Annotated in this window: 21 protein-coding genes; 11 read left to right on the forward strand and 10 right to left on the reverse strand. The window is 71.5% G+C overall.

Annotated features, from left to right (window positions below; translation table 11 throughout):
- Positions 1 to 83: 83 nt before the first annotated feature.
- The 4 genes from narI to ACZ49B_RS31300 are packed head-to-tail and all read right to left on the reverse strand — an operon-like array spanning position 84 to position 6,632.
- Positions 84 to 794, reverse strand: coding sequence for a respiratory nitrate reductase subunit gamma (gene narI / locus ACZ49B_RS31285; RefSeq protein WP_468312353.1), 711 nt, complete (start codon positions 792 to 794; stop codon positions 84 to 86).
- Positions 791 to 1,420: a nitrate reductase molybdenum cofactor assembly chaperone gene (gene narJ, locus ACZ49B_RS31290; protein WP_468312356.1), complete on the reverse strand. Its 630-nt coding sequence runs from the start codon at positions 1,418 to 1,420 to the stop codon at positions 791 to 793. Before narJ ends, narI begins: the two co-directional genes overlap by 4 nt.
- Positions 1,417 to 3,036, reverse strand: a complete 1,620-nt coding sequence (gene narH / locus ACZ49B_RS31295) for a nitrate reductase subunit beta (RefSeq protein WP_468312359.1) — start codon at positions 3,034 to 3,036, stop codon at positions 1,417 to 1,419. The genes narJ and narH overlap by 4 nt, the downstream gene beginning before the upstream one ends.
- Entirely contained in the window at positions 3,036 to 6,632 is a 3,597-nt protein-coding gene (locus tag ACZ49B_RS31300; protein ID WP_468312362.1) for a nitrate reductase subunit alpha, read from the reverse strand. Before ACZ49B_RS31300 ends, narH begins: the two co-directional genes overlap by 1 nt.
- 323 nt (positions 6,633 to 6,955) lie before the next feature.
- Between ACZ49B_RS31300 and ACZ49B_RS31305 the strand changes: the two genes are divergently transcribed.
- The gene (locus ACZ49B_RS31305; protein WP_468312365.1) at positions 6,956 to 8,077 is read left to right on the forward strand and encodes a PI-PLC domain-containing protein; all 1,122 of its coding nucleotides are present in this window, start codon (positions 6,956 to 6,958) and stop codon (positions 8,075 to 8,077) included.
- 364 nt (positions 8,078 to 8,441) lie between these two features.
- On the opposite strand, the gene ACZ49B_RS31310 is transcribed toward ACZ49B_RS31305, so the two are convergent.
- Positions 8,442 to 9,746 carry a ferredoxin reductase family protein gene (locus tag ACZ49B_RS31310; RefSeq protein WP_468312366.1) on the reverse strand — a complete coding sequence of 435 codons (1,305 nt, stop codon included), beginning with the start codon at positions 9,744 to 9,746 and terminating at the stop codon, positions 8,442 to 8,444.
- A gap of 369 nt (positions 9,747 to 10,115) precedes the next feature.
- The gene (locus ACZ49B_RS31315) at positions 10,116 to 10,805 is read right to left on the reverse strand and encodes a ribonuclease H family protein (protein ID WP_468312369.1); all 690 of its coding nucleotides are present in this window, start codon (positions 10,803 to 10,805) and stop codon (positions 10,116 to 10,118) included.
- A 181-nt stretch (positions 10,806 to 10,986) separates the two neighbouring features.
- On the opposite strand from ACZ49B_RS31315, the gene ACZ49B_RS31320 reads away from it, so the two are divergent.
- On the forward strand, positions 10,987 to 11,931 hold the full coding sequence (locus ACZ49B_RS31320; RefSeq protein WP_468312371.1) for a nucleoside hydrolase: 945 nt from the start codon (positions 10,987 to 10,989) through the stop codon (positions 11,929 to 11,931).
- 32 nt (positions 11,932 to 11,963) lie between these two features.
- Here the strand turns inward: ACZ49B_RS31320 and ACZ49B_RS31325 are convergent, their stop codons facing one another.
- Both ACZ49B_RS31325 and ACZ49B_RS31330 read right to left on the reverse strand, forming a co-directional pair.
- Positions 11,964 to 12,188 (reverse strand): hypothetical protein, encoded by a 225-nt coding sequence (locus ACZ49B_RS31325; RefSeq protein WP_468312374.1) that lies wholly within the window; start codon positions 12,186 to 12,188, stop codon positions 11,964 to 11,966.
- Between the two features lie 83 nt (positions 12,189 to 12,271).
- Positions 12,272 to 12,664, reverse strand: coding sequence for a hypothetical protein (locus tag ACZ49B_RS31330; RefSeq protein ID WP_468312376.1), 393 nt, complete (start codon positions 12,662 to 12,664; stop codon positions 12,272 to 12,274).
- A 112-nt stretch (positions 12,665 to 12,776) separates the two neighbouring features.
- Between ACZ49B_RS31330 and ACZ49B_RS31335 the strand changes: the two genes are divergently transcribed.
- Positions 12,777 to 13,538, forward strand: coding sequence for a maleylpyruvate isomerase family mycothiol-dependent enzyme (locus tag ACZ49B_RS31335; RefSeq protein WP_468312377.1), 762 nt, complete (start codon positions 12,777 to 12,779; stop codon positions 13,536 to 13,538).
- Positions 13,539 to 13,695: 157 nt separating this feature from the next.
- On the opposite strand, the gene ACZ49B_RS31340 is transcribed toward ACZ49B_RS31335, so the two are convergent.
- Positions 13,696 to 14,262 (reverse strand): nitroreductase family protein, encoded by a 567-nt coding sequence (locus ACZ49B_RS31340; RefSeq protein ID WP_468312380.1) that lies wholly within the window; start codon positions 14,260 to 14,262, stop codon positions 13,696 to 13,698.
- 633 nt (positions 14,263 to 14,895) lie between these two features.
- Here ACZ49B_RS31340 and ACZ49B_RS31345 point away from each other — a divergent pair.
- Positions 14,896 to 15,936, forward strand: a complete 1,041-nt coding sequence (locus ACZ49B_RS31345; protein ID WP_468312382.1) for a helix-turn-helix domain-containing protein — start codon at positions 14,896 to 14,898, stop codon at positions 15,934 to 15,936.
- Positions 15,937 to 15,960: 24 nt separating this feature from the next.
- Here ACZ49B_RS31345 and ACZ49B_RS31350 read toward each other — a convergent pair whose 3' ends face one another.
- Positions 15,961 to 17,565: a phospholipase D family protein gene (locus tag ACZ49B_RS31350; protein WP_468312385.1), complete on the reverse strand. Its 1,605-nt coding sequence runs from the start codon at positions 17,563 to 17,565 to the stop codon at positions 15,961 to 15,963.
- 156 nt (positions 17,566 to 17,721) lie between these two features.
- Between ACZ49B_RS31350 and ACZ49B_RS31355 the strand changes: the two genes are divergently transcribed.
- The 7 genes from ACZ49B_RS31355 to ACZ49B_RS31385 all read left to right on the forward strand — a co-directional run bounded on the left by ACZ49B_RS31355 (position 17,722) and on the right by ACZ49B_RS31385 (position 24,491).
- Positions 17,722 to 19,086, forward strand: a complete 1,365-nt coding sequence (locus ACZ49B_RS31355) for a pyridoxal phosphate-dependent decarboxylase family protein (protein ID WP_468312388.1) — start codon at positions 17,722 to 17,724, stop codon at positions 19,084 to 19,086.
- Between the two features lie 29 nt (positions 19,087 to 19,115).
- Entirely contained in the window at positions 19,116 to 19,520 is a 405-nt protein-coding gene (locus ACZ49B_RS31360) for a hypothetical protein (RefSeq protein WP_468312391.1), read from the forward strand.
- Entirely contained in the window at positions 19,427 to 20,743 is a 1,317-nt protein-coding gene (locus tag ACZ49B_RS31365; RefSeq protein ID WP_468312393.1) for a hypothetical protein, read from the forward strand. The genes ACZ49B_RS31360 and ACZ49B_RS31365 overlap by 94 nt, the downstream gene beginning before the upstream one ends.
- Before the next feature lie 92 nt (positions 20,744 to 20,835).
- Complete coding sequence (locus ACZ49B_RS31370) at positions 20,836 to 21,039, forward strand: class I SAM-dependent methyltransferase (protein ID WP_468312396.1); 204 nt, start codon at positions 20,836 to 20,838, stop codon at positions 21,037 to 21,039.
- A gap of 174 nt (positions 21,040 to 21,213) precedes the next feature.
- Positions 21,214 to 22,695, forward strand: a complete 1,482-nt coding sequence (locus tag ACZ49B_RS31375; protein ID WP_468312399.1) for a SulP family inorganic anion transporter — start codon at positions 21,214 to 21,216, stop codon at positions 22,693 to 22,695.
- A 117-nt stretch (positions 22,696 to 22,812) separates the two neighbouring features.
- Entirely contained in the window at positions 22,813 to 23,229 is a 417-nt protein-coding gene (locus ACZ49B_RS31380) for a YciI family protein (RefSeq protein ID WP_468312402.1), read from the forward strand.
- 5 nt (positions 23,230 to 23,234) lie between these two features.
- Positions 23,235 to 24,491: an RNA polymerase sigma factor gene (locus tag ACZ49B_RS31385; RefSeq protein ID WP_468312468.1), complete on the forward strand. Its 1,257-nt coding sequence runs from the start codon at positions 23,235 to 23,237 to the stop codon at positions 24,489 to 24,491.

Below are 24,491 nucleotides of genomic sequence, written 5' to 3' on the forward strand. Positions count from 1 at the left end.
GCCTCCGGACACACACCCGTCGGGTGCGGCGCCGAAGGCCAACGTGATCATTGTAGCAGTCGGCCCGGCGCCGTCACCAGAGGCTATTGCCCCCGTTGAGCGCTGGGCGGCCGGGTCGTCCCTCGGGAGCGGTAGACGATGTACGGGCGGGTCAGGTAGCCGAGTGGTGCGGTGAAGGCGTGGACGAGTCGGCTGAACGGCCACAGCGCGAACAGGGTCATGGCGAGCAACGCGTGGAGCTGGTACGGCAGGGGGGCCTCGGCCATCGCGGGGACGTCGGGTTCGAGGGCGAGGAGGGAGCGGAACCAGACGGACACGCCCAGGCGGTAGTCGTAGGGGTGCGGGACGAGCGTGGTGGCGGTGGCGGCGAGGCCGGCCAGCAGGACGGCGGCCAGGACGGGGTAGACGGCGCGGTCGCCGGTGCTCGTGGCGATGCGTACCGCGGGCACCTTGACGCGCCGGTACACCAGGATCGCCAGGCCGGTGAGGGTGGCCAGGCCGGCGGCTCCCCCGACGAACACGGCGTTGGCGTGGTAGACCGCCTCGCGGATGTGCAGGCGTTCGGTGAGCGATTCGGGGACGAGCAGTCCCACGACGTGCCCGCCGATCACGAAGAGCAGTCCGTAGTGGAAGAGGGGGGCACCGATGCTCAGCAGCCGGTGCTCGTGGAGCTGGCTGGAGCGGGTGGTGAACCCGAAGCGGTCGTAGTGGTAGCGCCAGGCAGTTCCGGCGACGAGCACGACGGCGACGAGGTAGGGCAGCACGCCCCACAGGGCGATGTGCACGTGGTTCATCGTCGGGTCTCCTCGGCTGGGGCTGCCTGCGGGCGCAGCACGGGAAAGGGCAGCAGGCCGACGGTTTCGGTGGGCGGGCCGCTGCGGGCCAGCTGCAGGGCGGCTGCGCGGTCGGCCGGTGAGGAGCCCGGCAACGTGAGGCAGACGGCGCCCAGGACGTCGGCGTAGGGAGTCTTGTGATCGGCCAGGGCCATGCGGAGCAGTTCGAGGGCGGCGCGGTGTTCCTGCAGCGCCGGACGGCCGGCGTGGGGGCAGCGGGCGGCGAACTCCAGGGCCAGCGGGAGGAAGTCGGGCAGTTCGTCCGCGGGCGGCTGCCAGCCGTGATCGCGGTACAGCTGCTGCCAGCGCAGCAGGGCCTCTCCGCGGCGGCGGGTGTCGCCGTCCGTGTAGTACGTGAGGTGCAGGGTGCGGCGGCGGCTGCGGTCGAAGGTGGTCACGTAGCGGGCGGACAGCTCCAGTTGCGGTACGTCGGCGACCGCGGTGCAAAAACGCAGCAACAGCGCGGCCTCTTCCCCGCCGAGGTCGCCGAGGCAGCTGCGGACGAGGCCGAGGCGCTGCGGCCAGTCCTCGTCGGGATGCGACAGCAGCAGCGAGGCCGCCTGGTGGAGGGCGGCGGTGTGGCTCATGCCTGCTCCCTGCGGGGGAAGAGTCCGGCCGGGGCGCCCCGGCCGTTCCAGTTGAGGAGGTTCACGCGGCCGCTCAGTGGTCCGGGCTCGGGATCGGGGCCGGCGAGCGGGGCGTGGAAGGTGTCGGCCGTGTACATCCCGGGGCCTCCCTCGCCGTCGAGGCTGCATCCGGTACCGGGGTCGGCGTGTTCGGAGTGCTCGGCGGTGTACCCGGTGGGGATGACGTAGCGGTCCTCGTACTTGGCCACGGCCAGCAGCCGGTACATGGCCTCGATGGCGTCGGCGTCCATGCCGACCGAGCCGGCGATGGCCGGGTCCTGTTCCTCGCCGAGGTTGATCCGGCGCATGTGGGCCCGCATGGCGGCCAGGCGGCACAGCGCAGCCTCCACCGGGGCCGGGTCGCCGGCCGTGAACAGCTCCGCCAGGTACCCGATGGGGATCCGCATGGAGTCGATCGCGGCGAAGAGTTTCGCCGGGTCCTCGCCGTCGTGCCCGGTGGCCGTCAGGGACTCGACGATGGGCGACAGCGGCGGGACGTACCAGACCATCGGCATGGTGCGGTACTCCGGGTGCAGCGGCAGCGCCACCTTGTACTCGCTGATCAGGGCGCGTACGGGTGAGCGCCGGGCGGCGGTGATCCAGTCGTGCGGAATCCCCGCCTCTTCCGCGGCGTGCTGCACGTCCGGGTCGTCGGGGTCGAGGAAGCAGTCGAGCTGGGCCTCGTACAGGTCCTTCTCGTCCGGCGTGGCGGCGGCGGCGCCGACCTTGTCGGCGTCGTAGAGGATGACTCCGAGATAGCGCAGGCGGCCGACGCAGGTCTCGGAGCACACGGTGGGCTGCCCGGCTTCGATGCGCGGGTAGCACAGGGTGCACTTCTCGGCCTTGCCGGTGCGGTGGTTGAAGTAGATCTTCTTGTACGGGCATCCGGTCACGCACATGCGCCAGCCCCGGCAGCGGTCCTGGTCGACGAGGACGATGCCGTCCTCGATCCGCTTGTACAGCGCGCCCGACGGGCACACGGCCACGCACGACGGGTTCAGGCAGTGCTCGCAGATGCGTGGCAGGTAGAACATGAACGCCTGCTCGTACTCCAGGCGGACCCGCTCGTTCATCTTCTTGAGTACGGGGTCGCCGGCCAGGTGTTCCGGGCCGCCGCCCAGATCGTCGTCCCAGTTGGGGCCCCAGGTCACCGCGGTGGGACGGCCGTCGATCAAGGAGCGGGGCGCGGCGGTGGGAACGTCGTCGCCGAGCGGCGCGTTGATCAGGTTCTCGTAGTCGTACGTCCACGGCTCGTAGTAGTCGGCCAGGGAGGGAAGGCGGGGGTTGGCGAAGAGGGTGGCGAGGCGGCGGGCCCGACCGCCGCTGCGCGGCACCAGGCGGCCCCGCTTGAGCTGCCAGCCGCCCTGCCACTTGTCCTGGTCCTCGTAGGAGCGGGGGTAGCCCTGTCCGGGGCGGGTCTCGACGTTGTTGAACCAGGCGTACTCGCTGCCCGACCGGTTGGTCCAGGTCTGCTTGCAGGTGACCGAGCAGGTGTGGCAGCCGATGCACTTGTCGAGGTTCATCACCATGGCGACCTGTGCCATCACGCGTCCGATGGTCGCTTCGCTTCGGGGCATCAGTACGTGACCTCCTGGGAGCGGCGGCGGATGACGGTGACGGCGTCACGCTGGTTGCCGGTGGGGCCGTAGTAGTTGGGGGCGAAGCAGAGCTGGGCGTGTCCGCCGATCAGGTGGGTGGGCTTGATCAGCAGGCGGGTCAGGGCGTTGTGGACGCCGCCGCGCCGCCCCGTGGTCTCGGAGGTGGGCACGTTCACCATGCGTTCCTGTACGTGGTACATGAACACCGTGCCGGGCGGCATGCGGTGGGAGACGACGGCTCGGGCGACGACCACGCCGTTGGCGTTGACGGCCTCGATCCAGTCGTTGTCCGCGACGTCGATGGCCGCGGCGTCCTCGATGCTGAGCCAGATGACGGGTCCTCCCCGGGCCAGGGTCTGCATGAGGAGGTTCTCCTGGTACTCGGAGTGGATGGACCACTTCGAGTGCGGGGTCAGGTACCGCACCGTCACCGATCGTCCGCCGTCCCCCGGTTCCTGGCGGGGCCGGTCCCCCAGGGCCGCGAGATCCAGGGGCGGCCGGTAGACGGGAAGTTGTTCGCCGTACTCGGCGATCCACTCGTGATCGAGGTAGAAGTGCTGGCGGCCGGTCAGTGTGTGCCACGGCTTGCGGTGCTCGGTGTTGATGGTGAAGGGCGCGTAGCGCCGGTCCGGCCCCTCCTTGCCGGACCATTCGAAGCTGGCGCCGACCTGCACCGGGCGGGCCTGGGTGTCGGAGAACACGATGCGCCGCTCGGCCAGCGAGGCGGCCAGCTCCTCCAGGCCGCTCCCCGGTCCGCAGCGCACGCCGAGCTGCCGGAACCCCTCGGCGGCGACGCGGCCGTTCGTCGTGCCCGACAGGGCCAGGATCGCCTCGCACAGCTTGACGTCCGTGTCGAGCAGCGGGCGGCCCCGTGCCGCTCCTTCCCGGGCCGTGCCGCAGCGTTCGGCGAGCCAGTGGGACTCCGGGGTCGTGTGCACCGTGATGCCGCGGACCTGCATGCCGTGCTCGTCGGCCACCGGTCCGAAGGCCGCGAGCTGGTCGGCGAGGGCGGTGTAGTCCCGTTTGACCAGCGTGTACTGGGGTTGGGTGGGTCCCTCTGGCGGAGCCTCGCCTGGGGTGTCGTGCTGCAGGGCCGTGGCGACCAGGTCCCAGGCGTCCTCCAGGCGCCCGTGCGCCAGTTCGGCGACCTTGGCCGCGAGGCCGTGGAAGATCTCGAAGTCCGTACGGGCCTGCCAGGGCGGGTCGATCGCCGGCGAGAAGGCGTGCACGAACGGGTGCATGTCCGTACTGGACAGGTCGTGCTTCTCGTACCAGGTCGCCGCGGGCAGGACGAGGTCGGCGAACAGGGTGGTGGAGGTCATGCGGAAGTCGAGCGCGAGGAGCAGGTCCAGCTTCCCCTGCGGCGCCTCCTCCCGCCAGGCCACTTCCCGCGGCCGGTGCTCCTGCGGAGCCTGCGCGGCCGAGGCGTTGTCGTCCGCGCCCAGCAGGTGCCGCAGGAAGTATTCGTTGCCCTTCGCCGAGGAGCCGATGAGGTTGGCCCGCCACACCGTCAGCACGCGCGGCCAGTTCACCGGATCGTCGGGGTCCTCGCAGGCGAAGGCGAGGCGGCCGGCCTCCAGCTGCTGCTCCACCCAGGCGGCCGGTTCCCTCCAGGAGGCGTGGGCCTGCCGGCCCAGCTCAAGCGGGTTGACCGAGAAGGTGGGGTACGACGGCATCCAGCCCTGCCGCACCGAGCGGGCCACCAGGTCCGCCGTGTGCGCGCCGGCGAAGGTGCCGCGCGCCGTGGGCGAGGTCAGCGTCTCGGCCGCGTACCCCTCGTAACGCCACTGGTCGGTGTGCAGGTACCAGTACGGTGTGCCCGCCATCTGCCGGGAGGGCCGCACCCAGTCGGAGGCGGTGGCCAGCTGCTGCCAGCCGGCGTACGGCCGCACCTTCTCCTGGCCCACGTAGTGGGCCCAGCCGCCCCCGTTGACGCCCTGGCAGCCCGTGAGCAACAGCAGGGAGAGGAAGGAGCGGTAGATCGTGTCGGAGTGGAACCAGTGGTTCGTGCCGGCACCCATCACGATCATGCAGCGGCCGCGGGTCTGCTCGGCCGTCCGGGCGAACTCGCGCGCCGCGCGCACCACCGCGCCGGCGGGCACGGAGGTGATGGCCTCCTGCCAGGCCGGCGTGCACGGGACGGCGGCGTCCTCGTACGAGGCCGGCCACTGCCCGTCGAGGCCGCCGCGGCCCACGCCGTACTGGGCGAGCATCAGGTCGAAGACGGTCGTCACCAGGCGGTCGCCGAGGCGCTGTACGGGAACGCTGCGCTCCAGCGTCGCGCCCTGCTCGTCGAAGCGGGGCAGGACGACCCGGGCACTGAGCCCGTCCGCGCCTTCGTAGAGGCTGAGGAGCGGCTCGATGTCGCCCAGGTCGAGGTTCCAGCGGCCTTCGCTGAACTTGGACCAGCGGTCGCCCAGCGTCCCGTTGGGGACCACCGGGCCGCCGGTGACGGAGTCCAGCAGGACCGGCATCCAGCGGCGGGTGGCCTCGTCCGGTGCCTCGTGGGCGTGGCGCAGGTCCGCGGCCGTGACGAAGCGGCCCGGGACGTGCCGGCCCGGCTCCCGTTCCTCCAGCTCGATCAGGAACGGCAGGTCGGTGAATCGTTTCACGTAGTCGGTGAAATAGGGCACCTGCCGCTCGACGAAGCACTCCTTGAGGATCACGTGGCCCATGGCCATCGCCATGGCGCCGTCGGTGCCCGGGTGCGGGTGGAGCCACTCGTCGGCGAATTTGGTGGCGTCCGCGTAGTCGGGTGAGACGACCACGACCTTCTGCCCGCGGTAGCGGGCCTCGGCCATCCAGTGGGCGTCGGGCGTCCGGGTGACGGGAACGTTGGAACCCCACAGCATCAGGTAGGCGGCGTCCCACCAGTCCCCGGATTCCGGTACGTCGGTCTGGTCGCCGAAGACCTGCGGCGACGCGATCGGCAGGTCCGCGTACCAGTCGTAGAACGACAGCATCGGAGCGCCGATCAGCGCGTGGAAGCGGGCCCCGACCGCGTGCGAGGCCATCGACATCGCGGGGATCGGTGAGAAACCGGCGATCCGGTCGGGGCCGTGCGCGGCCAGTGTGTGCACATGCGCAGCGGCGGCGATCTCCAGGGCTTCCTGCCAGCCGATGCGGACGAGGCCGCCCTTGCCGCGGGCCGCCTGGTAGCGGCGCCGCTTGTCGGGGTCCGTGGTGATCTCCGCCCAGGCCGCCACCGGGTCTCCGCCGAGGCGCGCTCTGGCCTCGCGGTACATCTCCACGAGGACGCCCCGGGCGTGCGGGTAACGCACGCGGGTGGGCGAGTACGTGTACCAGGAGAACGAGGCTCCGCGGGGGCAACCGCGCGGTTCGTACTCCGGCCGGTCGGGGCCCGTCGACGGGTAGTCGGTCGCCTGCGTCTCCCACGTGATCAGGCCGTCCTTGACGTACACCTGCCACGAGCAGGAGCCGGTGCAGTTCACGCCGTGCGTGGAGCGCACCACCTTGTCGTGCGCCCAGCGCTCGCGGTACGGCGTGTCGTTGACCCCCTGGTCGGCCCGGAACACCGTCCGGCCGTCCGGCGTCTCGGGCGCTCTCCTGAGCATGCGCCCCGCCTGCAGCAACCGGTCGGAGACGGCGTCCGCCGCGCGTTCTGTCGTAGCCCTGGCCCTGCCGCGTTTCACGTGGTGGCCCCTTCCGTGAGGCGGGCGCAGCCGGCCCTCTGCGGGATGCGGCTGACCGTGGGTGCGTCGTGCACAGATTGCACCCGTGAACGACTGCGACACGGATCGCCTGCCGCCGGTTGAATGTATCGAGAATGTATCTTGGCGAGCTCTTGGGGTGAATCACCCGCGTGTCAGGCAGCCGGGTGGAGCCGTGGACGTCCGCGGGGCAGCGGATCGACGGCCCGCGCGCTACCCTCCTGCGCATGGTTGACATGGACACGCTCCGAATAGGGTCCCGTGGGCGCCGTCGCACCGCACCGGCGCCCGGCCCGCGGACCGCCCCCTCCCGGCTCCTGAGGAGAACCGGCCGGCGCACCTTCGTCTGCCTCCTCCTGCTGGCCCTCCTGGGCGCCGCGACCGCAGCGTCCGCCTCGGCCCCGGCCGGGGCCTCCTCCGCCGTCTCGGTCTCCCCCGGGACGCGCGCGGCCGCGGCCGCGGCCGCCCGCTGGGGCGACCGCCGCCTGGACGAAGCCACCTTCCTGAGCACCCACAACGCCTTCACCAACTACGACGACGCCCGCTGGAGTTCGGTGAACCAGGCCGAGTCGGTGCGCGCCCAGCTCGACAACGGCGTCCGCGGCCTGAGCCTGGACACGCACTGGTACGAGCACAGCACCTGGCTGTGCGTCATCAGCTTCGGCAGCGACTGCTACCCCAGCGACGTCTACCTGTGCCACGGCGACTGCAAGACCTTCGCCGGAGCCACGTACGCCCTGCCGCGGCAGTCGTTCCAGGGCACGATGCAGACCGTGGTGGACTTCCTCGCCTCCCATCCGCAGGAGGTCGTGACCGTCTTCCTCGAGGACTACGTGGGCGCCGACCAGCTGGGGCAGTCCCTCGGCCGGGTCAGGGGGCTGCCCGAACTGCTGTTCCGGCCCGACGACTGGGGCGTACGGCAGCACGGATGGCCGAAGGTGGCCGACCTCGTCACCGCCGGCAAGCGCCTGCTGATCTTCTCCGACCGGTCCGACCGCGAGCACCTGGGCGTCATGTACGACAAGTCCTGGACGGTGAGCAACTACTGGAGCCTCGGGGACATGGGCAACGACGTTGCATGCGTCACCCGCTGGCCCGATGTGCCGCTGGACCGCCAGGAGCCGGGATTCCGGCGGCTGTTCACGATGAGCCACCACCGCAACGTGCCCACCGTGCTCACGGCGGCTCTGGACAACGGCGCCAAGCTGCGCAGCCGCATCGCCGAGCAGTGCCGGCCCGCGGCGGGGGGCCGCAACCCGAACTACGTCTCCGTCGATTTCCACCGGTTGTCGGACGGCAGCGGACACACACCCGCGTCGATCGTGGCGGAGCTCGACGGGAGCCCCTGAGTGCCGGTGACCGAGCAGTCGGTCAGGGCTCGACCCGCAGGTTCGACGGTCCGTCCGACACCGGGGCCGGGGCCGAAGCCGGGGCCGGGGCCGGCGCGGCCGGGTCGACGGTCGCCGTGACGACCGTCGCGGTCAGCATGCTGGCCAGGGTGAGCCCGGCGACGAGCCACCCCGAGCGCGAGCGCCTCCGGTGCCGGGCGCTCGCGCGGCGGGCCCGCGGGGGCGGGGCGGCATCGCGTGGGCGGAGGGGCTCCTGTGGTGCGGGGTACCTGTTCATCGCAGATCGGGGTCCTCGGTAGGGCCGGTGGGTCCAGTGGGTCCAGCGGGTCCAGTGGGCTGCGTGGATGCGGTCGGCTCAGCAGGTTCAGTAGGTGAAGCACTCCGTGTGGATGCGCGCCGAGGGGACGCCCGCCCTGATCAGTGCCGCAGTGGTCGCATCCGCCATGCCGGGCGGTCCGCAGAGGTAGACGTCACGGTCGGACAGGTCGGGTACGAGCGCACGCAGGGCCTGGGGGGCGAGCGGGTCGTACGCGGCGTCGGAGCGTCCCACCAGGTAGTGCAGCGCGGCCTGGCGGTCAGCGGCGATGGCCTCCAGCTCATCACGAAGGACCAGCTGGTCGGCGTCTCCCGCCCGGTAGAGCAGGGTCAGGTCGCCGGGGCCCGCGGGCAGGGACTCGAAGAGGGCGCGCATCGGGGTGATCCCGATGCCGCCCGCGATCAGCAGCACCTTGGGGCGGGTGCGCCGCCGCTCGGTGAGGGCACCGAACGGGCCGGTCGCAAGTACCCGGGTGCCGGGCCGGAGTCCGCGCACGCGCCGCGAGTGCCCGCCGAGCGCCTTCACGGTGATGCGGAGGCGGTCGTCGCGGGCGGGCGCGGAGAGCGAGAACGGCAGGGCGGTGTGCCACAGGCCACCGGTCAGGAACCGCCAGCGGAAGAACTGACCCGGCTCCGCGCGGAGTTCACGGAGCCGGCCTCCCTGGATGCTGACGGAGACCACGCCGGGACCTTCCCGGTCGACGGTGGCTACGCGCAGCCCGTGCCGCAGGGCCTGGCGGACCGGGACGATCCCGCGGTACCAGGCGAGCAGGACGCCGACGGCGGTGTGCAGCAGGGCCCAGAACCAGGTGGTGAGGGCGTTGACGGCGACGTCGGGGCCGGCGAGCTGGTGGACGGAGCCGAGCGCGGCGGCGAGGTAGGTGAGGAGGTGGATTCCGCGCCATGCCTCGTGCGAGACCCGGCGGCGTACGGCCCGGGCGGAGCACAGGCCTACACCTGCCAATACGGCAGCTCCCGCGAACGCGGCGGTGACGGCCGGGTACCGGACCAGGGCCCCGGTGGCGGTCAGCAGGTCGGTACCGGTGCGCAGGGCGTACACGACGAGGGCGAACAGCCCGTGGGCGCCGCACAGGAGCAGAACCCACCGGCCGCCGAAGGCGTGCCAGCGGGCGAGGCGGTCGGCGCCCACCCCGTGCTCGACCGCCGGCACGCGTGCCATCAGGAAGAGCATGGCGAGGATCCCGTAGCCCGCGAGGAGCCCGGTGAGGTGCGCGGCCGCCCCGATGAGCTCGTCGGGCCGGGCAGACGGATGCACCTGCACGGCCCACAGCAGGGTGACGGCGGCCGCCCCGCCGGCCAGGCCGGCGCGCAGCCGCTGGGGCGCGGTCTTCATCTGCGCCGCCCCGCGGCGGGGCCGGCGGCAGTCGAGGGGCCGGGAAGGGCGCGCGGGAGAGCCATGCCAAGTCCGTTTCACTCGTTGATCGACGCATCTCCCTGCCTGCCGTACCGGAGCAGCTCCGGAGACGATCGACAGGGACGTAGCGTCGGCAACTATGTGCAAACTCGCTCGCGCCAAGCAATGGCAATGACTTCCGTCACGGAGGGCGAAACGAGCGCTATGTCCACCTCTGAGGGATATGGACACTCCCGAACGGCTCGCCGACGGCTCGGCGCACTCGCCGTCTCGCCTTTGCATTCCTGCAGTACAGACACGCCGCGACCACACGCCTAGCACACGCGGGCGCGCGTTTTGGGTAAGTTTTTACGCTTCCTCGGCGCTGCCGCAGCCCTGGTGCCCCCAGCGGTTGTCGAGCTTGGTGATCATGTCGCCGACCGCGTACGACGTCCCGCAGGGGCAGCTGCCGGGGAACTTCGCCTTGATGGCGCCTCGGCCGCGGGTGGGCCTCTTGGCTCCGCCTCCGGCTGCGGGCTTTGAACGCGACGCGGACGCGCGGGCGGGCGCGGGTACGGGAATCGACGCGCTGCCGAGTGCCGTGCCGGCCGCCTGCTGGGTGACCGCGGCGTCACTGGCGGCCTGGTCGGCGATCGCGTTCAAGTGGTCGCCGTCCTCGCGGTGGGCCGGCACGTAGCGGAATTCCACGTCCCGCTCGGCCAGCAGCGCGTCGATCTGCTCGACGAGCTCCCGGTTGGCCACGGGTTTGCCGGCCGCGGTCTTCCACCCGTTGCGCTTCCAGGCCGGGAGCCATTGGGTCACCGCCTTCATGGCGTACTGGGAGTCCATGCGGACCTCGACGGCGGTCCCGGGGGCCAGCGACTCCAGCAGTCGCTGAAGGGCGGTGAGCTCACCCACGTTGTTCGTGGCCCGGCCCAGGGGGCCGGCCTCCCAGCGCTCCGGCCGGCCCTGTGTGTCGGCGACGACCCACGCCCAGCCGGCCGGTCCGGGGTTCCCCTTGGCCGCGCCGTCGCAGGCGGCAATGATGCGATCAGACATCCCCCGATCATGCACCACCGACGCCCCGCGGCGAATTCTGCTCATGGCGACGGCACGGGGGGAGCGGGCCGGCCGGCTGCGCCGGTGGGGAATTTCCCGCCGCCGATCCGAAAGCCTCCTCGCCACGGGGGTGCCGGAGCGGCACAATGGGCCGGGTCAGCGCCGCCCGGCAGGAGAGCGTGTGCCCGTACCGATCATCATCGACTGCGACCCCGGACACGACGACGCCCTGGCGATCATGCTTGCGGCGGGTGACCCCGCGGTCGACCTCCTGGCCATCACCACGGTCGCGGGCAACCAGACGCTCGCGAAAACCACGCTCAACGCGCGCCGGGTCTGCACCGTCGCGGGCATCACCGATGTGCCCATCGCCGCCGGCTGCGCCCGGCCGCTGGTCCAGGCGCTGAAGGTGGCGGACGACGTGCACGGTGTGTCCGGCCTCGACGGGCCACGATTCCCCGAACCCACCGTGGACGTGGTCGCCGAGCACGCGGTGGACCTCATCTACCGGATCCTGACCCGACACCCGGAGCCGGTCACCCTCGTCCCCACGGCGCCGTTGACCAACATCGCCCTGCTGCTGACCCGCCATCCCGATGTCGCGTCCCGCATCCGGGAGATCGTCCTCATGGGCGGCTCGACGGAGCGGGGCAACCGGACCCCGGCCGCCGAGTTCAACATCCAAGCGGACCCGGAAGCCGCGGACATCGTCTTCCGCAGCGGTGTTCCGCTCACCATGTGCGGTCTGAACGTCACGCACCAAGCGCTCGCCACGCCCGAGATCGTCGCCCGCTTCGAGCGCCTGGGCACCGAACTGGGGCGTGTCTGCACCGAGCTGCTGACCTTCTTCGCGTCCACCTACCGCACGCTGTGGGGGTTCCAGGACCCGCCGTTGCACGATCCGGTCGCGGTCGCCCGGGTCATCGACCCGGGCATCGTGCACTGCGTGGATGCGAACGTGGTCGTCGAGCTGCAGGGCCGGTACACCCGCGGCGCCACCGTCGTGGATCTGCACCGGTACATGGACCGTCCGGTGAACGCGCAGGTCGCGCTCACCCTGGAAACCGGCCTGTTCTGGGACCGGATGGTCGCCGCCGTGCGGGCTCTCGGCGACCGCACGGCCTGACCGGCCCTCAGGTCACGACGTGGGGTCGGCCATCAGAGGGGCTGGGTGGCGAACAGCTCCAGGTGGCCGCACTTCGGGCAGCGATAGGCATCGATCTGGCGGCGCGGCCGCCCCATCCGCTTCGCGCCGCCGAACAGACCGCGCTCCAACGGCCCTGCGATCCAACGGGCGTAGCCTCGTGACCCTTCGCCGGAGTCCTCGACGAATCCCGGTTCTAGGCCGACGGCCCCGCAGTACGTGCACCTGACATCACTCACCCCGCGAGCCTCTCACACCTGCTCCGGCACCGACACGGGTCGTGTGGACGGGACGCCCACGGCGGTGGGGTGCGGCGGGACGGTCAGGCGGGCGTGAAGACGTCTTCGCGGGTGTCGTCGAGGATGAACCCGAGGTCGAGGCGGACGCGGACGGTCACGCGGTGCTTCTGCTCCTCGTACGCGATCCACGCGGGTTCCAGGAAACCGACCTGCTCTTCGAGCTGCCTCCTGCTTCCCGTGGGCATCTCGTGGCCGAAGGTGTCGAGGAGCGACTTGAGGCGCTCGTACTCACGAGCCTCGTGACTCTGATGCTGGTGTTCGACCACCCGCTCGACGGTGCCCTCGGTGCCTGCGGCCAGATATACGGACCCGGCGACGGCTCCCGGCGACGTCGCGGGCTCCCCCGTCATCGCAACCCAATCGGTCAGCCGGGTGTCCGCGGCCAGCTTCACCCGCTGGCCCTCTTTCAGCGTCATCGATCCCTCGTCCCTCCGGTCGGTGCAGGCTGCTTACACTTGAGGTCATCAATCATCGATAACCTTAAGCATCCTCCCACCCGGGCAGCACCATCAGAGGAAAGGTACAGACATGAACCCCGCCCAGCACGGAGCGGCCGTCGCAGCCGAGACCGCCCGATTCGTCGCCACGGTCAAGGCGGCCGACCTCTCCACCCCGGTGCCGACCTGTCCCGGCTGGACTCTCGCCGACCTCACGCAGCACGTCGGCAGCGTGCACCGCTGGTTCACCGAGCTGCTTCGCCGGCGCAGCCAGCAGCCGCCGACCAGCCGTGACGTGGACCTGCGCCTGCCGCAGGACCCGGAGGGGCTCCCGGAATGGCTGGCCGCGAGCGCTGCCGAGGCCGCCGAGGTGTTCGCCGCCACCGACCTGGACGCACCGATGTGGGCCTGGGGAGTCGACCAGCACGCCCGGTTCTGGGTCCGGCGCATGCTCTTCGAGACCCTCGTCCACCGGGCCGACGCGGAGCTCGCACTCGGCATCACCCCGCACGTCGACCGCGTACTGGCGGTCGACGGCGTCGACGAGTTCCTCACCAACCTGCCGTTCGCATCCTCTTTCGCGCCGCTGACCGGCCGGCTGCGCGCCCCTGACCGTGCCGTTCGCTTCAGCTGCACGGACGGCGACGGCGACTGGCTGGTCGGCTTGCGCCCCGACGGCTTCGCGCTCGTGGCCGACCGCGCCGAGCACCGTGCGGCGGACGCCACCGTGGAGGGATCGGCTGCGGACCTGCTCCTGCTCCTCTACGGCCGCCTGGACCACCGGAGCGAGGCCTTCCACCTGCTCGGCGACGCGGACCTGCTCGCCCACTGGTTCACCCACTCGGCCTTCTAGTGCTGCGACCGGAAAGGTTCACCGGGTCACGGCGCCCGGCACGGCACCTCGCCGCGTTGTCGGACCACGCAAGTACGTCCAGTACGAGACGTGCTCCTCCGCCTTGCGACGCACCGCACCGGACACCGCGACCCGGCAAACCTTCCCGGCCACAGCACTAGACATCGCATACGGGCTGCCAGGGCGCAGCGCGGAGGTCGGCGGTGCTGCGCCGCTCCCGCACCACCGGGGGTTCGTCGGCCGCCTGACCCACCGCGATCATGGAAACGATCGACCAGCCGGGGTTCGGCCGGAGCTCCCCGGTGAGGGCTTCGAGGTCGATGGCCCGGAACTGGTGGGATGCCAGTCCCATGGCCTGGGCCTGGATGCTCAGGTGGGCGACGGCCTGCCCGAGGTCGTAGTCGGCGAACTCGGAGTAGACGGTCCGGGAGTCGTCGACATGCCGGCGGGTGAGCGCAACGACGAGCAGGCCGGCGTCTCCCGCCCACCGGGCGGAGCTGGGTGCGAGGTGGCGCAGCACCCGCTCGTGGTCCGGCTCGCCCGGCCTGACGGGAAGGAACCCCCACGGTTGGGAGTTCCCGGCGGAGGGCGACCACCTCGCGGCTTCCAGGAGCAGCTCGAGGGCGTGGTCCTCGACGAGGCCCGACGGGTCGAACTTGTAGGGGCTGAAGCGGTGGGCCAGCAGGGGGTGGATCCGGTCGGACCGCTCGAGATCATGAGGCACGTCCCGGACAACCGGCTGCCCGGGCGATTCATTTCCGCCCGAGCCGCTCGGCCGGGAATGCGGTGATCTCGTCCCGGGCGGCCGGCCGGGAAGACACGCCCTCCGCTCACACTCCGTGTGCGCAGCGGCCGGTACGTACACAACGTGACGAACCATGTGGACGGTTCACTGTTCCGCTCAGACGGCTGACTCCAAGTTCGGTGTGACGCTGTACCTGTTGAAGGAGCGATACGTTCTCGCGCCTGACGGCAGGGGTGTCACCGTCCGCGGGGGCCGGGGCCGGCGTCGACCGGCGACGCAGCCCACGCCCCGGCCGCGGCCTCCGTCGTACGGCCCCGGTTCACGCGCCCTCACCTCCACCGCGGTGATGGACGAGCAGATCGACGCCATGGCGCACTGACCCGACCCCCGTACGGGGCAGTGCGCCCAGCGGGGCGGTCCCGCGTCACGTCGACCGGTCCCTCTGAGAACGATCACCACGCTATGGCCGCGAACCCTGCTCGGCACAGGGCAGCGCACGCCAGCCAGGGGACCGTGCGCGCCAACAGGGGACTCTGCACGCCGTGATGGGGACATCAGGCGCCGAGTCGCGACGATGACCTGGTCATTCCTGCTGGTCTATGCTCGTCCGCTGTGATCTTGCATGCGCACCAGGGCACGACCTCCTCGGCCCTCACCCGTCTGAGCGTCAACGCAGCTCGTCGGCTCGGCATACCCCGGGACGGATACGCGCACCTGCTGGGTCTGGCGCCCGAGCACCTCGACGACGACCTGTGCCGGACCCCCTCGGCCACGAGCATCCGCATCGCGGAACTGACGACCGTCCACGCTTACTGGACCGAGTTGTCCCTGGTACTGGCGGAGCAGTCGGGCATCGGCGCCCTCGGGGTCTGGGACTACCTGATCACCTCCGCGCCCACTCCGCTCGAGGGGATCCGGGACGCCTCGGCGTACTTCGCCACCGTTGCCGACACCGGCACGGACAACCTCCGGATCGCCGAGGACGGCGAGCAGATCACCATCAGCCACGTCAACGAGGCCGATCTGACGTACGAGGCGGCCTGCGCCATCCGCGCCTACGCGCTCGGTCTGTACCGACGTCGTCTGAGCGAAGCCGCACAGCGCCGTCTCGTTCCCCTCCGCGTCACCCTGGCCGCCGAAGCACCCCGCCGGCACGAGGCGCTGACCGGGCTGTACGGTACCCGCGCCATCGAGTTCGAGGCGCCGGTCAGCTCGATCACCTTCCTCGCCTCCGACTTGAGCGCACCGACGCCACACGCCCAGCCGGGCCTGTCGACCGTGCTGCGAAGACACGCCGAGCAGACGCTCGCCGGCGCGATCCCGCTGCACGACTGGCTGGACCTCTTCCGCACCGCCCTGGCCTCCGTCCACGAAGAGACCACCACTCCGACACTGCCCGCAGTGGCACGCCGCTTGACCGTCAGTACGAGAACCCTCCAGCGCCGCCTCGACGAACACGGCACCACCTGGAGCAACGAGCTCGAGGCCGTACGGCGGGCCCACATCACGCGGCTGCTCCACGACACCGACGTCGGCATCGACGCGATCGCCGCCCGAAGCGGCTACGCCGACGCCCGCGCCCTGCGGCGGGCGGTCCAACGCTGGTACGGCACCACGCCCGCCAAGCTGCGCCGCGACGGGCGGTCGGCCTGAAGCCCTTCCTCCGCCTCTCCCCCGTCAGAAGCTGTTGCGCAAGCGCATCCTGAGGGGGCGTCCGTCCGGGTCGATCAGGGCGCGGTGCAGTGGCGCTGCGAGGAGGCGTTGGACGGTCGGCAGGTCCGGCGGGGCATAGCGGCGGAGTCTGCCCGCAGGGCGCGGTCCACGACGGCCGCCCGCGTGCCAGGCGTCGAGTGCCGCGGCGGCCTCGCTGAACGCGTCGAATGCGGTCTCCGGATCGCACAGCCCCGGCTCCGCCCCGGCCTGCGCGTCGAGGTGTTCGCGCATGAGCTCGAGGCGCAGCTCCCGCGCGAAACGCCGGGCACCGTCACCCAGTCCGCCCGGATCGTGCGGCGGCCGCGGATCACGGCTCAGGTCGAGGACGGCGCAGCTCAGCTCGGAGTCGTGGGTCCACGAACGCAGGTTGACGTTGTCGGACCCGACCCCGGCCCATACGTCGTCGATCACGCACACCTTGGCATGCACGTATACCGGGGTTCCGGCGTGGTTCTCCAGGCCGTACACCGCGACCCGGTCCCCGCCCGCGCGGCGCAGCTCCTCCAGGGCGGTGATGCGGCCGATCAGGTTCACGGGTCTGCTGAGCCGGCCGTCCTGTTCCGGAACGGAGGGGATGACGGCGATCAGCAGCAGCCGCGGGTGTGCGCGCAACGCCCGGGCGAAGCAGTCCACCACGCGCGGGGACCACAGGTACTGGTCCTCCAGGTAGATCAGCGCCCGGGCCCGCCGCAGCGCCTTCAGATAGCCGCGGGCGATGCTGCGCTCGCCGTCGGGGGCGAAGGGGTACCCGCTCAGCAGTCGGTTCGGGTAGGTGCGCAGCACCTGCACCGCGTGCGTACCGCACGGCGGAGGGTCGGCGCCCTGCGGCGGCAGCCCGTCGGCGCCGGTGTCCTCCCGGTCCCACAGCTCGCGCAGACGGATCAGGGGGCTGCGGCTGAGCGGCGCCGGATCCTCCCAGCGCTCGCGGAAGACGGCTTCGACGTCGCCGACGGCCGGCCCGCTCACCGCGAGCTGGACGTCGTGCCACGGGGGGTGCGGACCGTAGGCCGGTGCCATGGGCAGCGACTGGCGGTCGCCCGCGTGGCGGGCACCGTCGTTGCGGTTGTGGCACAGGTCGATCCCGCCGACGTACGCGACATCGCGCTCCGGGCGGCCGGGGTGGCGCAACACCACCATCTTCTGGTGGTGCGAGCCGCCGGGCCGCACGCGCAGGTCGAGCAGGCATTCGCCGCCCGCCGCTTCGACGTCTTCGCCGAGGGAGAGGTTCTCCTCCTCGCTGAACCGGAAGCCGTCGAGGTGGGAGCGCCACAGCAGTCCCTTGACGATGACACCGCGCTCCGCCGCCCCGCCGAGAACGGCCGCGATCTCCGTGCCGGCTCCGGCCAGCCGCTCGTCGGGATCGCCGCGCCAGTCGGTGAACAGGAGCAGATCGCCCGCCCGCATCCCCCGGATCCGCTCGAGGAGCTCGGCGAAGTACGCCGCTCCGTGGACCAGCGGCCGCGCGTCGTTGCCCTCCGAGCAGGCGGCCCCGTCCGCCCGGCGCTTCTCCAGCCGGGTGGCGGCGTTTCCGCGTTCTCCGGGCTCCAGCAGCCAGTCCGAGTGGGGCATGGCACGACCTCCACCCGCTCGCCTACCCGCCGTCGGCCCGTCCACCCGTGCAGCCCGGTGACACGCCTCGGGTCAGGCCGTACCGATCGGCGACGTACGGGTGCGCCGGCGGGGCGCGGCTTGCGGGGCAGCGGCGGCGGTCCCATAGTCCGAGGTATGGACGCGCGCGAGAGGGCGCTCCAACGGGCGTACGGCCATGCCGCCCGCTGGCTGGCGAGCCTGCCCGACCGCCGGGTCCCCGCCCGCGCTTCGGTCGGCGAGATCGTGCGGGCGCTCGGTGCCGAGCTGCCCGAGGGAGCGAGCACGCCCACCGACGTCGTCGACCTCCTGGCCACGGCCTGCGAGCCGGGGCTGACCGCGTTCCCCAGTGGCCGTTTCTACGGGTTCGTGGTCGGTGGCACCGAACCGGCCGCGCTGGCTACAGACTGGCTGGTCAGCGCCTGGGACCAGAACTGCGTGATGCGCGCCGCCTCGCCCGCGTACGCGGCGGTGGAGGACGTTGCCGGCACGTGGTTGCTCGACCTGCTGGGCCTGCCGGGCGACAGCGCCGTCGGCTTCACCACGGGTGCCACGATGGCGAACTTCACCTGTCTCGCCGCCGGGCGCGACGCGGTGCTGCGCCGCACCGGCTGGAACGTCGCCCGCGACGGACTCGCAGGTGGGCCGCCTGTACGCGTCATCGCCGGCGAGGACCGCCACATGGCCGTCGACCTGGCGCTGCGCTATCTCGGACTCGGCGGGCCGGAACTGGTGAAGGCGGACGATCAGGGACGCATCGAGCCCGAGGCGCTGCGGCGCACCCTGGCGGGCGGCGGGCGGGGCCCGACGATCGTGATCCTCCAGGCCGGCGACATCCACTCCGGCGCCTTCGACCCGTTCGTCGAGACGATCCGTGCCGCTCGCGAGGCGGAGGCATGGGTGCACGTCGACGGTGCGTTCGGACTGTGGGCGGCCGCGTCTGCGACGTACGCACACCTGACCGCGGGCTGCACGTACGCCGACTCGTGGGCGACCGACGCCCACAAGACCCTGAACGTCCCCTACGACTGCGGGCTCGCCATCGTGCGCGACCCGTCCGCGCTCCGGGCGGCCATGGGCCTGCACGGCGACTACCTCATCCAGGACGAGCAGGGCGACCCCGTCGACAAGGTGCCCGAGCTCTCCCGGCGCGGCAGAGCCTTCACCGTGTGGGCCGCTCTCAGGTCCCTCGGCCGAGCGGGTGTGGCCGATCTCGTGGATCGGCTGTGCCGGCACGCCTCCGCTTTCGCCGCCGGCATCGCCGGGATCGACGGCGCGACCGTCCTCAACGACGTGGTGTTCACTCAGGTCTGCGCCGAGTTCGGCGACGACGAACGCACGGAGCAGGTGCTCACCCGGCTGCTCGACGACGGCACGGCGTGGATCAGTGGCTCCACCTGGCGCGGCCGTCGCGTCATGCGGATCTCGGTGAGCAACTGGTCGACGACCGACGACGACGTGACGCGCACGCTCGACGCGATCCGGCGGGCAGCCGGCAGGTGACCGGGCTGTGCCCGTGGTTCCATGACGGCGTGGAGAGCATCAGTCAGCGACTCCTGACCAGGGGGTTCGGCCGGCCCAGCGGGCTGCTCGGCCGTCTCGGCGGCCGGCTGATGGCCCATGGCAACGCCGCGACCGATCTGCACGTCGTCGCCCTCGCCGCGCCCGCCGAACAGGAGACGGTCCTGGTCGTCGGGCCCGGTCCCGGGGGCGGACTCCACCGTGTGCTGCGCCCGGGCGGCCGTGTGCTCGTCGCCGCCCACGAGAAATGGCTCCCCACCGACCTCGCGACCCTCTCGAACACGGCCCTGGCGGCCGGCTTCACCTCCGTCCGCACCTGGACGTGGGAGCCACCGACCCGCATGGCATCGACGGCAGCGCTGCTGAGCGCCGTCCGCGGATGCGGGGCGCGGGCGCGGGCGCGGGGCTGGGGATGACCGGTTCCCCCCGGTCCGCGCGGATCCGGCCGTCGCGCCGCAACGGGCTGCACGGTCTGCTGCCTCCACTCGTCGCATGGCTGCTGACCAACCTCATCACCTGGCTGATCGCGAAGGCCTCCGCTGCCGGCGACGGATCCGAAGTGGTCTATTGGTCCACGGGCGGTCGCCGCCGCTGGGATTCCGAACACTATCTTTCGATCGCCAAGACCGGCTACGAAATGTTTTGGTGCCGGGATCGTTACGCGGACTTTCCCGATGTCATGTGCGGAAATGTCGCCTGGTTTCCTGGATATCCCATGGCGGTCCGGGCGGTTTCAGCGACCGGTCTTTCCTACGAGATATCCGCAGTTGTCGTCGCTGAAGCATCCCTGTTCGGCATGTTCGCGGTGTTGTGGTGGCTGCTCGGCGCCCGGCTCACCTGGGCCACCGGCCTCACCCTCGCCATCGGCGTGGTTTTCCCCGGCGGGATCTACTTCCATGCGATGTTCCCCATCGCCACCGGAACGCTGGCGTTGCTCGTCTGCATCGCCGGAGTGAAGCGCGGTTCCTGGGGCGTTGCCGCCGCCGGCGGTTTCGTGGCGGCCTCTTGCCATCTGGTCGGCGCGGTTGCCGTGGGCATGCTGCTGTTGAGCGCGTTCTTCGCCTGGCAGCGGGACACGTGGCCCGTACGTCTCGTGAAGGCCGGGGCGTCAGCAGCCGTCGCCGGGTGCGGTGTCCTCTGGGCCAAATGGCTGATGTGGCAGGCGACGGGCCGCTGGGACGCGTACGAGGCCCTCCAGAAGTCCAGTTACCAGCAAGGCGGCCTGCGCCGGCCCTTCGACGAGATGAGGAGGGCCTACGATTTCCCGTTCAGCGACTGGTACCGGCCCGAGGGCCGTCTGCCGTGGCTGGTGGAGCAGAGCCTCAGCGCGCACAGGACCCAGCTCTGGCTGAATGTGGCCTTCTTGCTGCTCGTGGTGGCGACGGCCATGGTTCGGCTCGTCCGGAAGCGGCGGCTCGGCGCCGAGGAGTGGGCCGCCTTGATCCTGACGGTGGCAATTTTCTCGGTGCCGTTCTTCGCCGGCGCGGAAATGTCGTGGTATCGCAACCATGCGCAGATGTTCGTCGGGCTCGTACTGGTCAAGCACATGTCCCGATGGATTCAAGTACCACTGCTGGCTATGTGCTCGATCCAATACGCCCTTTTGGGGTCGATGTTCTTCGCCGGGGTGCTGGTCTGACCGCTCCGCGCACGGCTCGCACCGCCCCGGCCACGGTGCCACGCCGAGGCCCTGCGGCGCCGGGTCTGTCAGGGGCTGGAAGGCGAAGTCCTGTGGACGCGAGTTTCGACACCGCCCTGTCCACCTGGACGCTCTGCACCATCCCGGACGCCGGCGCCGCCCTGCGGGAGGTGCGACGCGTCCTCAAGCCCGGCGGAACCCTGCACTTCACCATCACCGAGCTCGACGTCTTCTACGAGAAGGGCGCCCCCAAGCCCCTGGCCGCCGACTCCCTCGGCATCGCCGTGTCCCGTTGACAGCCGTCGGCCTGCGTCGCGCCCTCAGGCTTCGCCGAACTCCCGGTCCGTGCCGGGCGCCGTGAGGCCGCACGGTACCTTGGAGGGTCGTTCCGTCCCTCCGTACGTCCGCCTGCCGGTTGGCGGTGTGCCCGCCTGACAGGTCTGCTCCCTTTGCCTCACTCCGCTGTCTCCATGTCCGCGCGGCTGCGTGACGTCCGGCCGTCCTGGCTGTCGCCGAAGGTGCTGCGCACCGAGGTACTGGCCGGGCTGGTGGTCGCGCTGGCACTGATCCCGGAGGCGATCTCGTTCTCGATCATCGCAGGGGTGGATCCGGCGATCGGCCTGTTCGCCTCCTTCACCATGGCCGTGACCATCGCCGTCGTCGGCGGCCGGCCCGCGATGATCTCCGCCGCCACCGGGGCCGTGGCCCTGGTCATCGCACCGCTGAACCGCGAGCACGGCTTCGGGTACCTGGTGGCCGCGGTCATCCTGGCCGGGGCGTTCCAGATCGTGCTCGGCGCGCTGGGGGTGGGGAAGCTGCTGCGGTTCATCCCGCGCTCGGTGATGGTCGGCTTCGTCAACTCACTCGCCATCCTGGTCTTCATGGCCCAGGTGAAGGAGCTGCGGGACGTGCCGTGGGCCGTGTACCCGCTGCTCGCGGCCGGTCTGGCGCTCATGGTGCTGTTCCCGAGGATCACCACCGCGGTCCCGGCCCCGCTGGTCTCGATCGTGATCCTCACGGTGATCACCGTCGCCGCGAGCATCGCCGTGCCGACCGTCGGCGACAAGGGCGCGCTGCCGTCCTCGCTGCCGGTTCCCGGACTGCCCGACGTGCCGTTCACCCTCGACACCCTGACGACCATCGCCCCGTACGCCTTCGCCATGGCCCTCGTCGGGCTGATGGAGTCCCTGATGACGGCGAAGCTGGTCGACGAGATCACCGACACCCCCTCGTCGAAGACCCGGGAGTCCGTCGGGCAGGGCATCGCGAACATCGTCACCGGCTTCCTCGGCGGCATGGGCGGCTGCGCGATGATCGGCCAGACCATGATCAACGTGAAGGTGTCCGGCGCCCGGACCCGGCTCTCCACGTTCCTCGCGGGCGTGTTCCTGATGGTGCTCTGCATCGTCTTCGGGCCGGTGGTGTCCGACATCCCGATGGCCGCCCTGGTCGCCGTCATGATCATGGTCTGCTTCGCGACCTTCGACTGGCACTCGATAGCGCCGAAGACGCTCAAGCGGTTGCCGGCCGGCGAGATCACCGTGATGGCCGTCACCGTGGCCTGCGTCGTCGCCACCCACAACCTCGCCGTCGGCGTCGTCGCGGGATCCGTCACCGCCATGGTCATCTTCGCCAAGCGTGTCGCCAGGCTCGCCGACGTCACGGCGGTCACCGACCCCGACGGCGGCCAGGTCGTCTACGCCGTCACCGGTGAGCTGTTCTTCGCCTCCTCCAACGAGCTCGTGGGCCGCTTCGACTACGCCGGCGATCCCGACAAGGTCGTCATCGACCTGTCCGCCGCACACGTCTGGGACGCCTCGTCGGTCGCCGCACTGGACGCCATCGAGCACCGGTACGCGCTGCGCGGCAAGAGCGTCGAGATCACCGGACTGAACGGACCCAGCGCACGGCTGCACGAGACCCTGAGCGGCGAACTCGCCGCCGCCGGCTGACCGGGGATGATGAAGAAGCTCGCGGTTGCCTTCCGGGACGTGTCGAGAACGGGCAGAGGGCTCCGACGTCTCGTGTGAGAGGCCCTGAGGGGCCACGAGCAGAAGGAGTGGCACGCCATGAAGTACATGCTGATGGTGCTCGGGAACCAGGACGACTACGCCGCCATGAGCGGCGCCGCCGGCGCGAACGGTCCGGCCTGGACCGAGGCGGACCTCAAGGCGATGTTCGCCCACATGGAGGCCCTGAACAACGACATCGCCGAGGCGGGCGAGCTGGTCGCCGCGGAGGGGCTGGCCTCGCCCCGGCAGGCCAAGCTCGTGACGGCGGACGCGGACGGGACCCCGGTGGTCTCGGACGGCCCCTACGGCGAGGCCAAGGAGGTACTCGCCGGCTTCTGGATCGTCGACGTACCCGATTTCGCCCGGGCCGCGGAGATCGCCGCACGGGCCTACCTCTGCCCCGTTCCGGAGGGCGCGCCGAACTATCCCGTGGTCGTTCAGCCGGTCGGCGAGGGCCCGACGATCGAGGCGTGACGCCCGTGACGGACGCAGCCGGCGATCCGGCCGTCCCCACCGAGGACCTGCTGCGCCGGCTGACGCCGCAGGTCCTCGGCGCCGTGGTCCGCCGCTACGGGCACTTCGACGCGGCCGAGGACGCCGTACAGGACGCCCTGCTGGCCGCCACGCAGCAGTGGCCCGTGCGGGGGCGCCCGCAGAACGCGCGCGGCTGGCTGATCCGGGTGGCCTCCCGGCGGCTCGTGGACCAGCTGCGGGCGGACGGGGCGCGCAGGCGGCGGGAGTCGCACGACCTCGCGCTGACGCCGCGCGACGCGTTCACGGTGCCGCCGCCGGGCGAGAGCCGCGCCCCCGCCGAGGACGACACCCTGAAGCTGCTCTTCCTCTGCTGCCGTACCGAGCTCTCCCCGCCCGCACGGATCGCGCTGACCCTGCGCGCCGTCGGGGGCCTGACCACTGCGGAGATCGCCCGCGCCCACCTGGTGCCCGAGGCAACCGTCGCCCAGCGCATCAGCCGGGCGAAACGACACGTCAAGGCCTCCGGGGCGCCGTTCGCGCTCCCGCCCGCCGATGAGCGTGCGCAGCGCCTGTCGGACGTGCTCCAGGTGCTGTACCTGATCTTCAACGAGGGCTACACGGCGACATCGGGGCCCGACCTGATGCGGGTGGAGCTCTCGGCCGAGGCGATCCGCCTCACCCGCGCCGTGCACGCGCTGCTGCCCGCGGACGGCGAGGTGGCCGGCCTGCTCGCCCTGCTGCTGCTCACCGACGCCCGGCGGGCGGCCCGCACCGGGCCCGACGGGAGCCTGATCCCGCTCGCGGAACAGGATCGCAGCCGTTGGGACCGCGCCGCCATCGCCGAGGGAGTCGCGCTGGTCAGCGACGCGCTCACGCATACCCGGCTCGGCCCCTACCAACTGCGCGCCGCGATCGCCGCCGTCCACGACGAGGCGCCGACCGCGCAGGACACCGACTGGGCGGAGATCCTCGCCCTGTACGAGCTGCTGGTCCGGCTGGTCCCGGGGCCGGTGGAGCTCCTCAACCACGCGGTCGCGGTGGCCATGGTGCACGGGCCGGAGCGGGCCCTCGCGCTGCTCGGCGTACTGGACGAGGACGACCGGCTCGCCGGCCACCACCGCCTGCACGCGGTGCGCGCCCACCTGTTGGAGATGGCGGGAGACCGGGCGGCCGCCCGAGCCGAGTACGCCGAGGCGGCGATGCGCACCCTCAGCATCCCGGAGCGGCGCTACCTGCAGTTGCGCGCGGCGCGCATCGCGTAG

Source organism: Streptomyces sp. NPDC031132, from assembly GCF_055570595.1.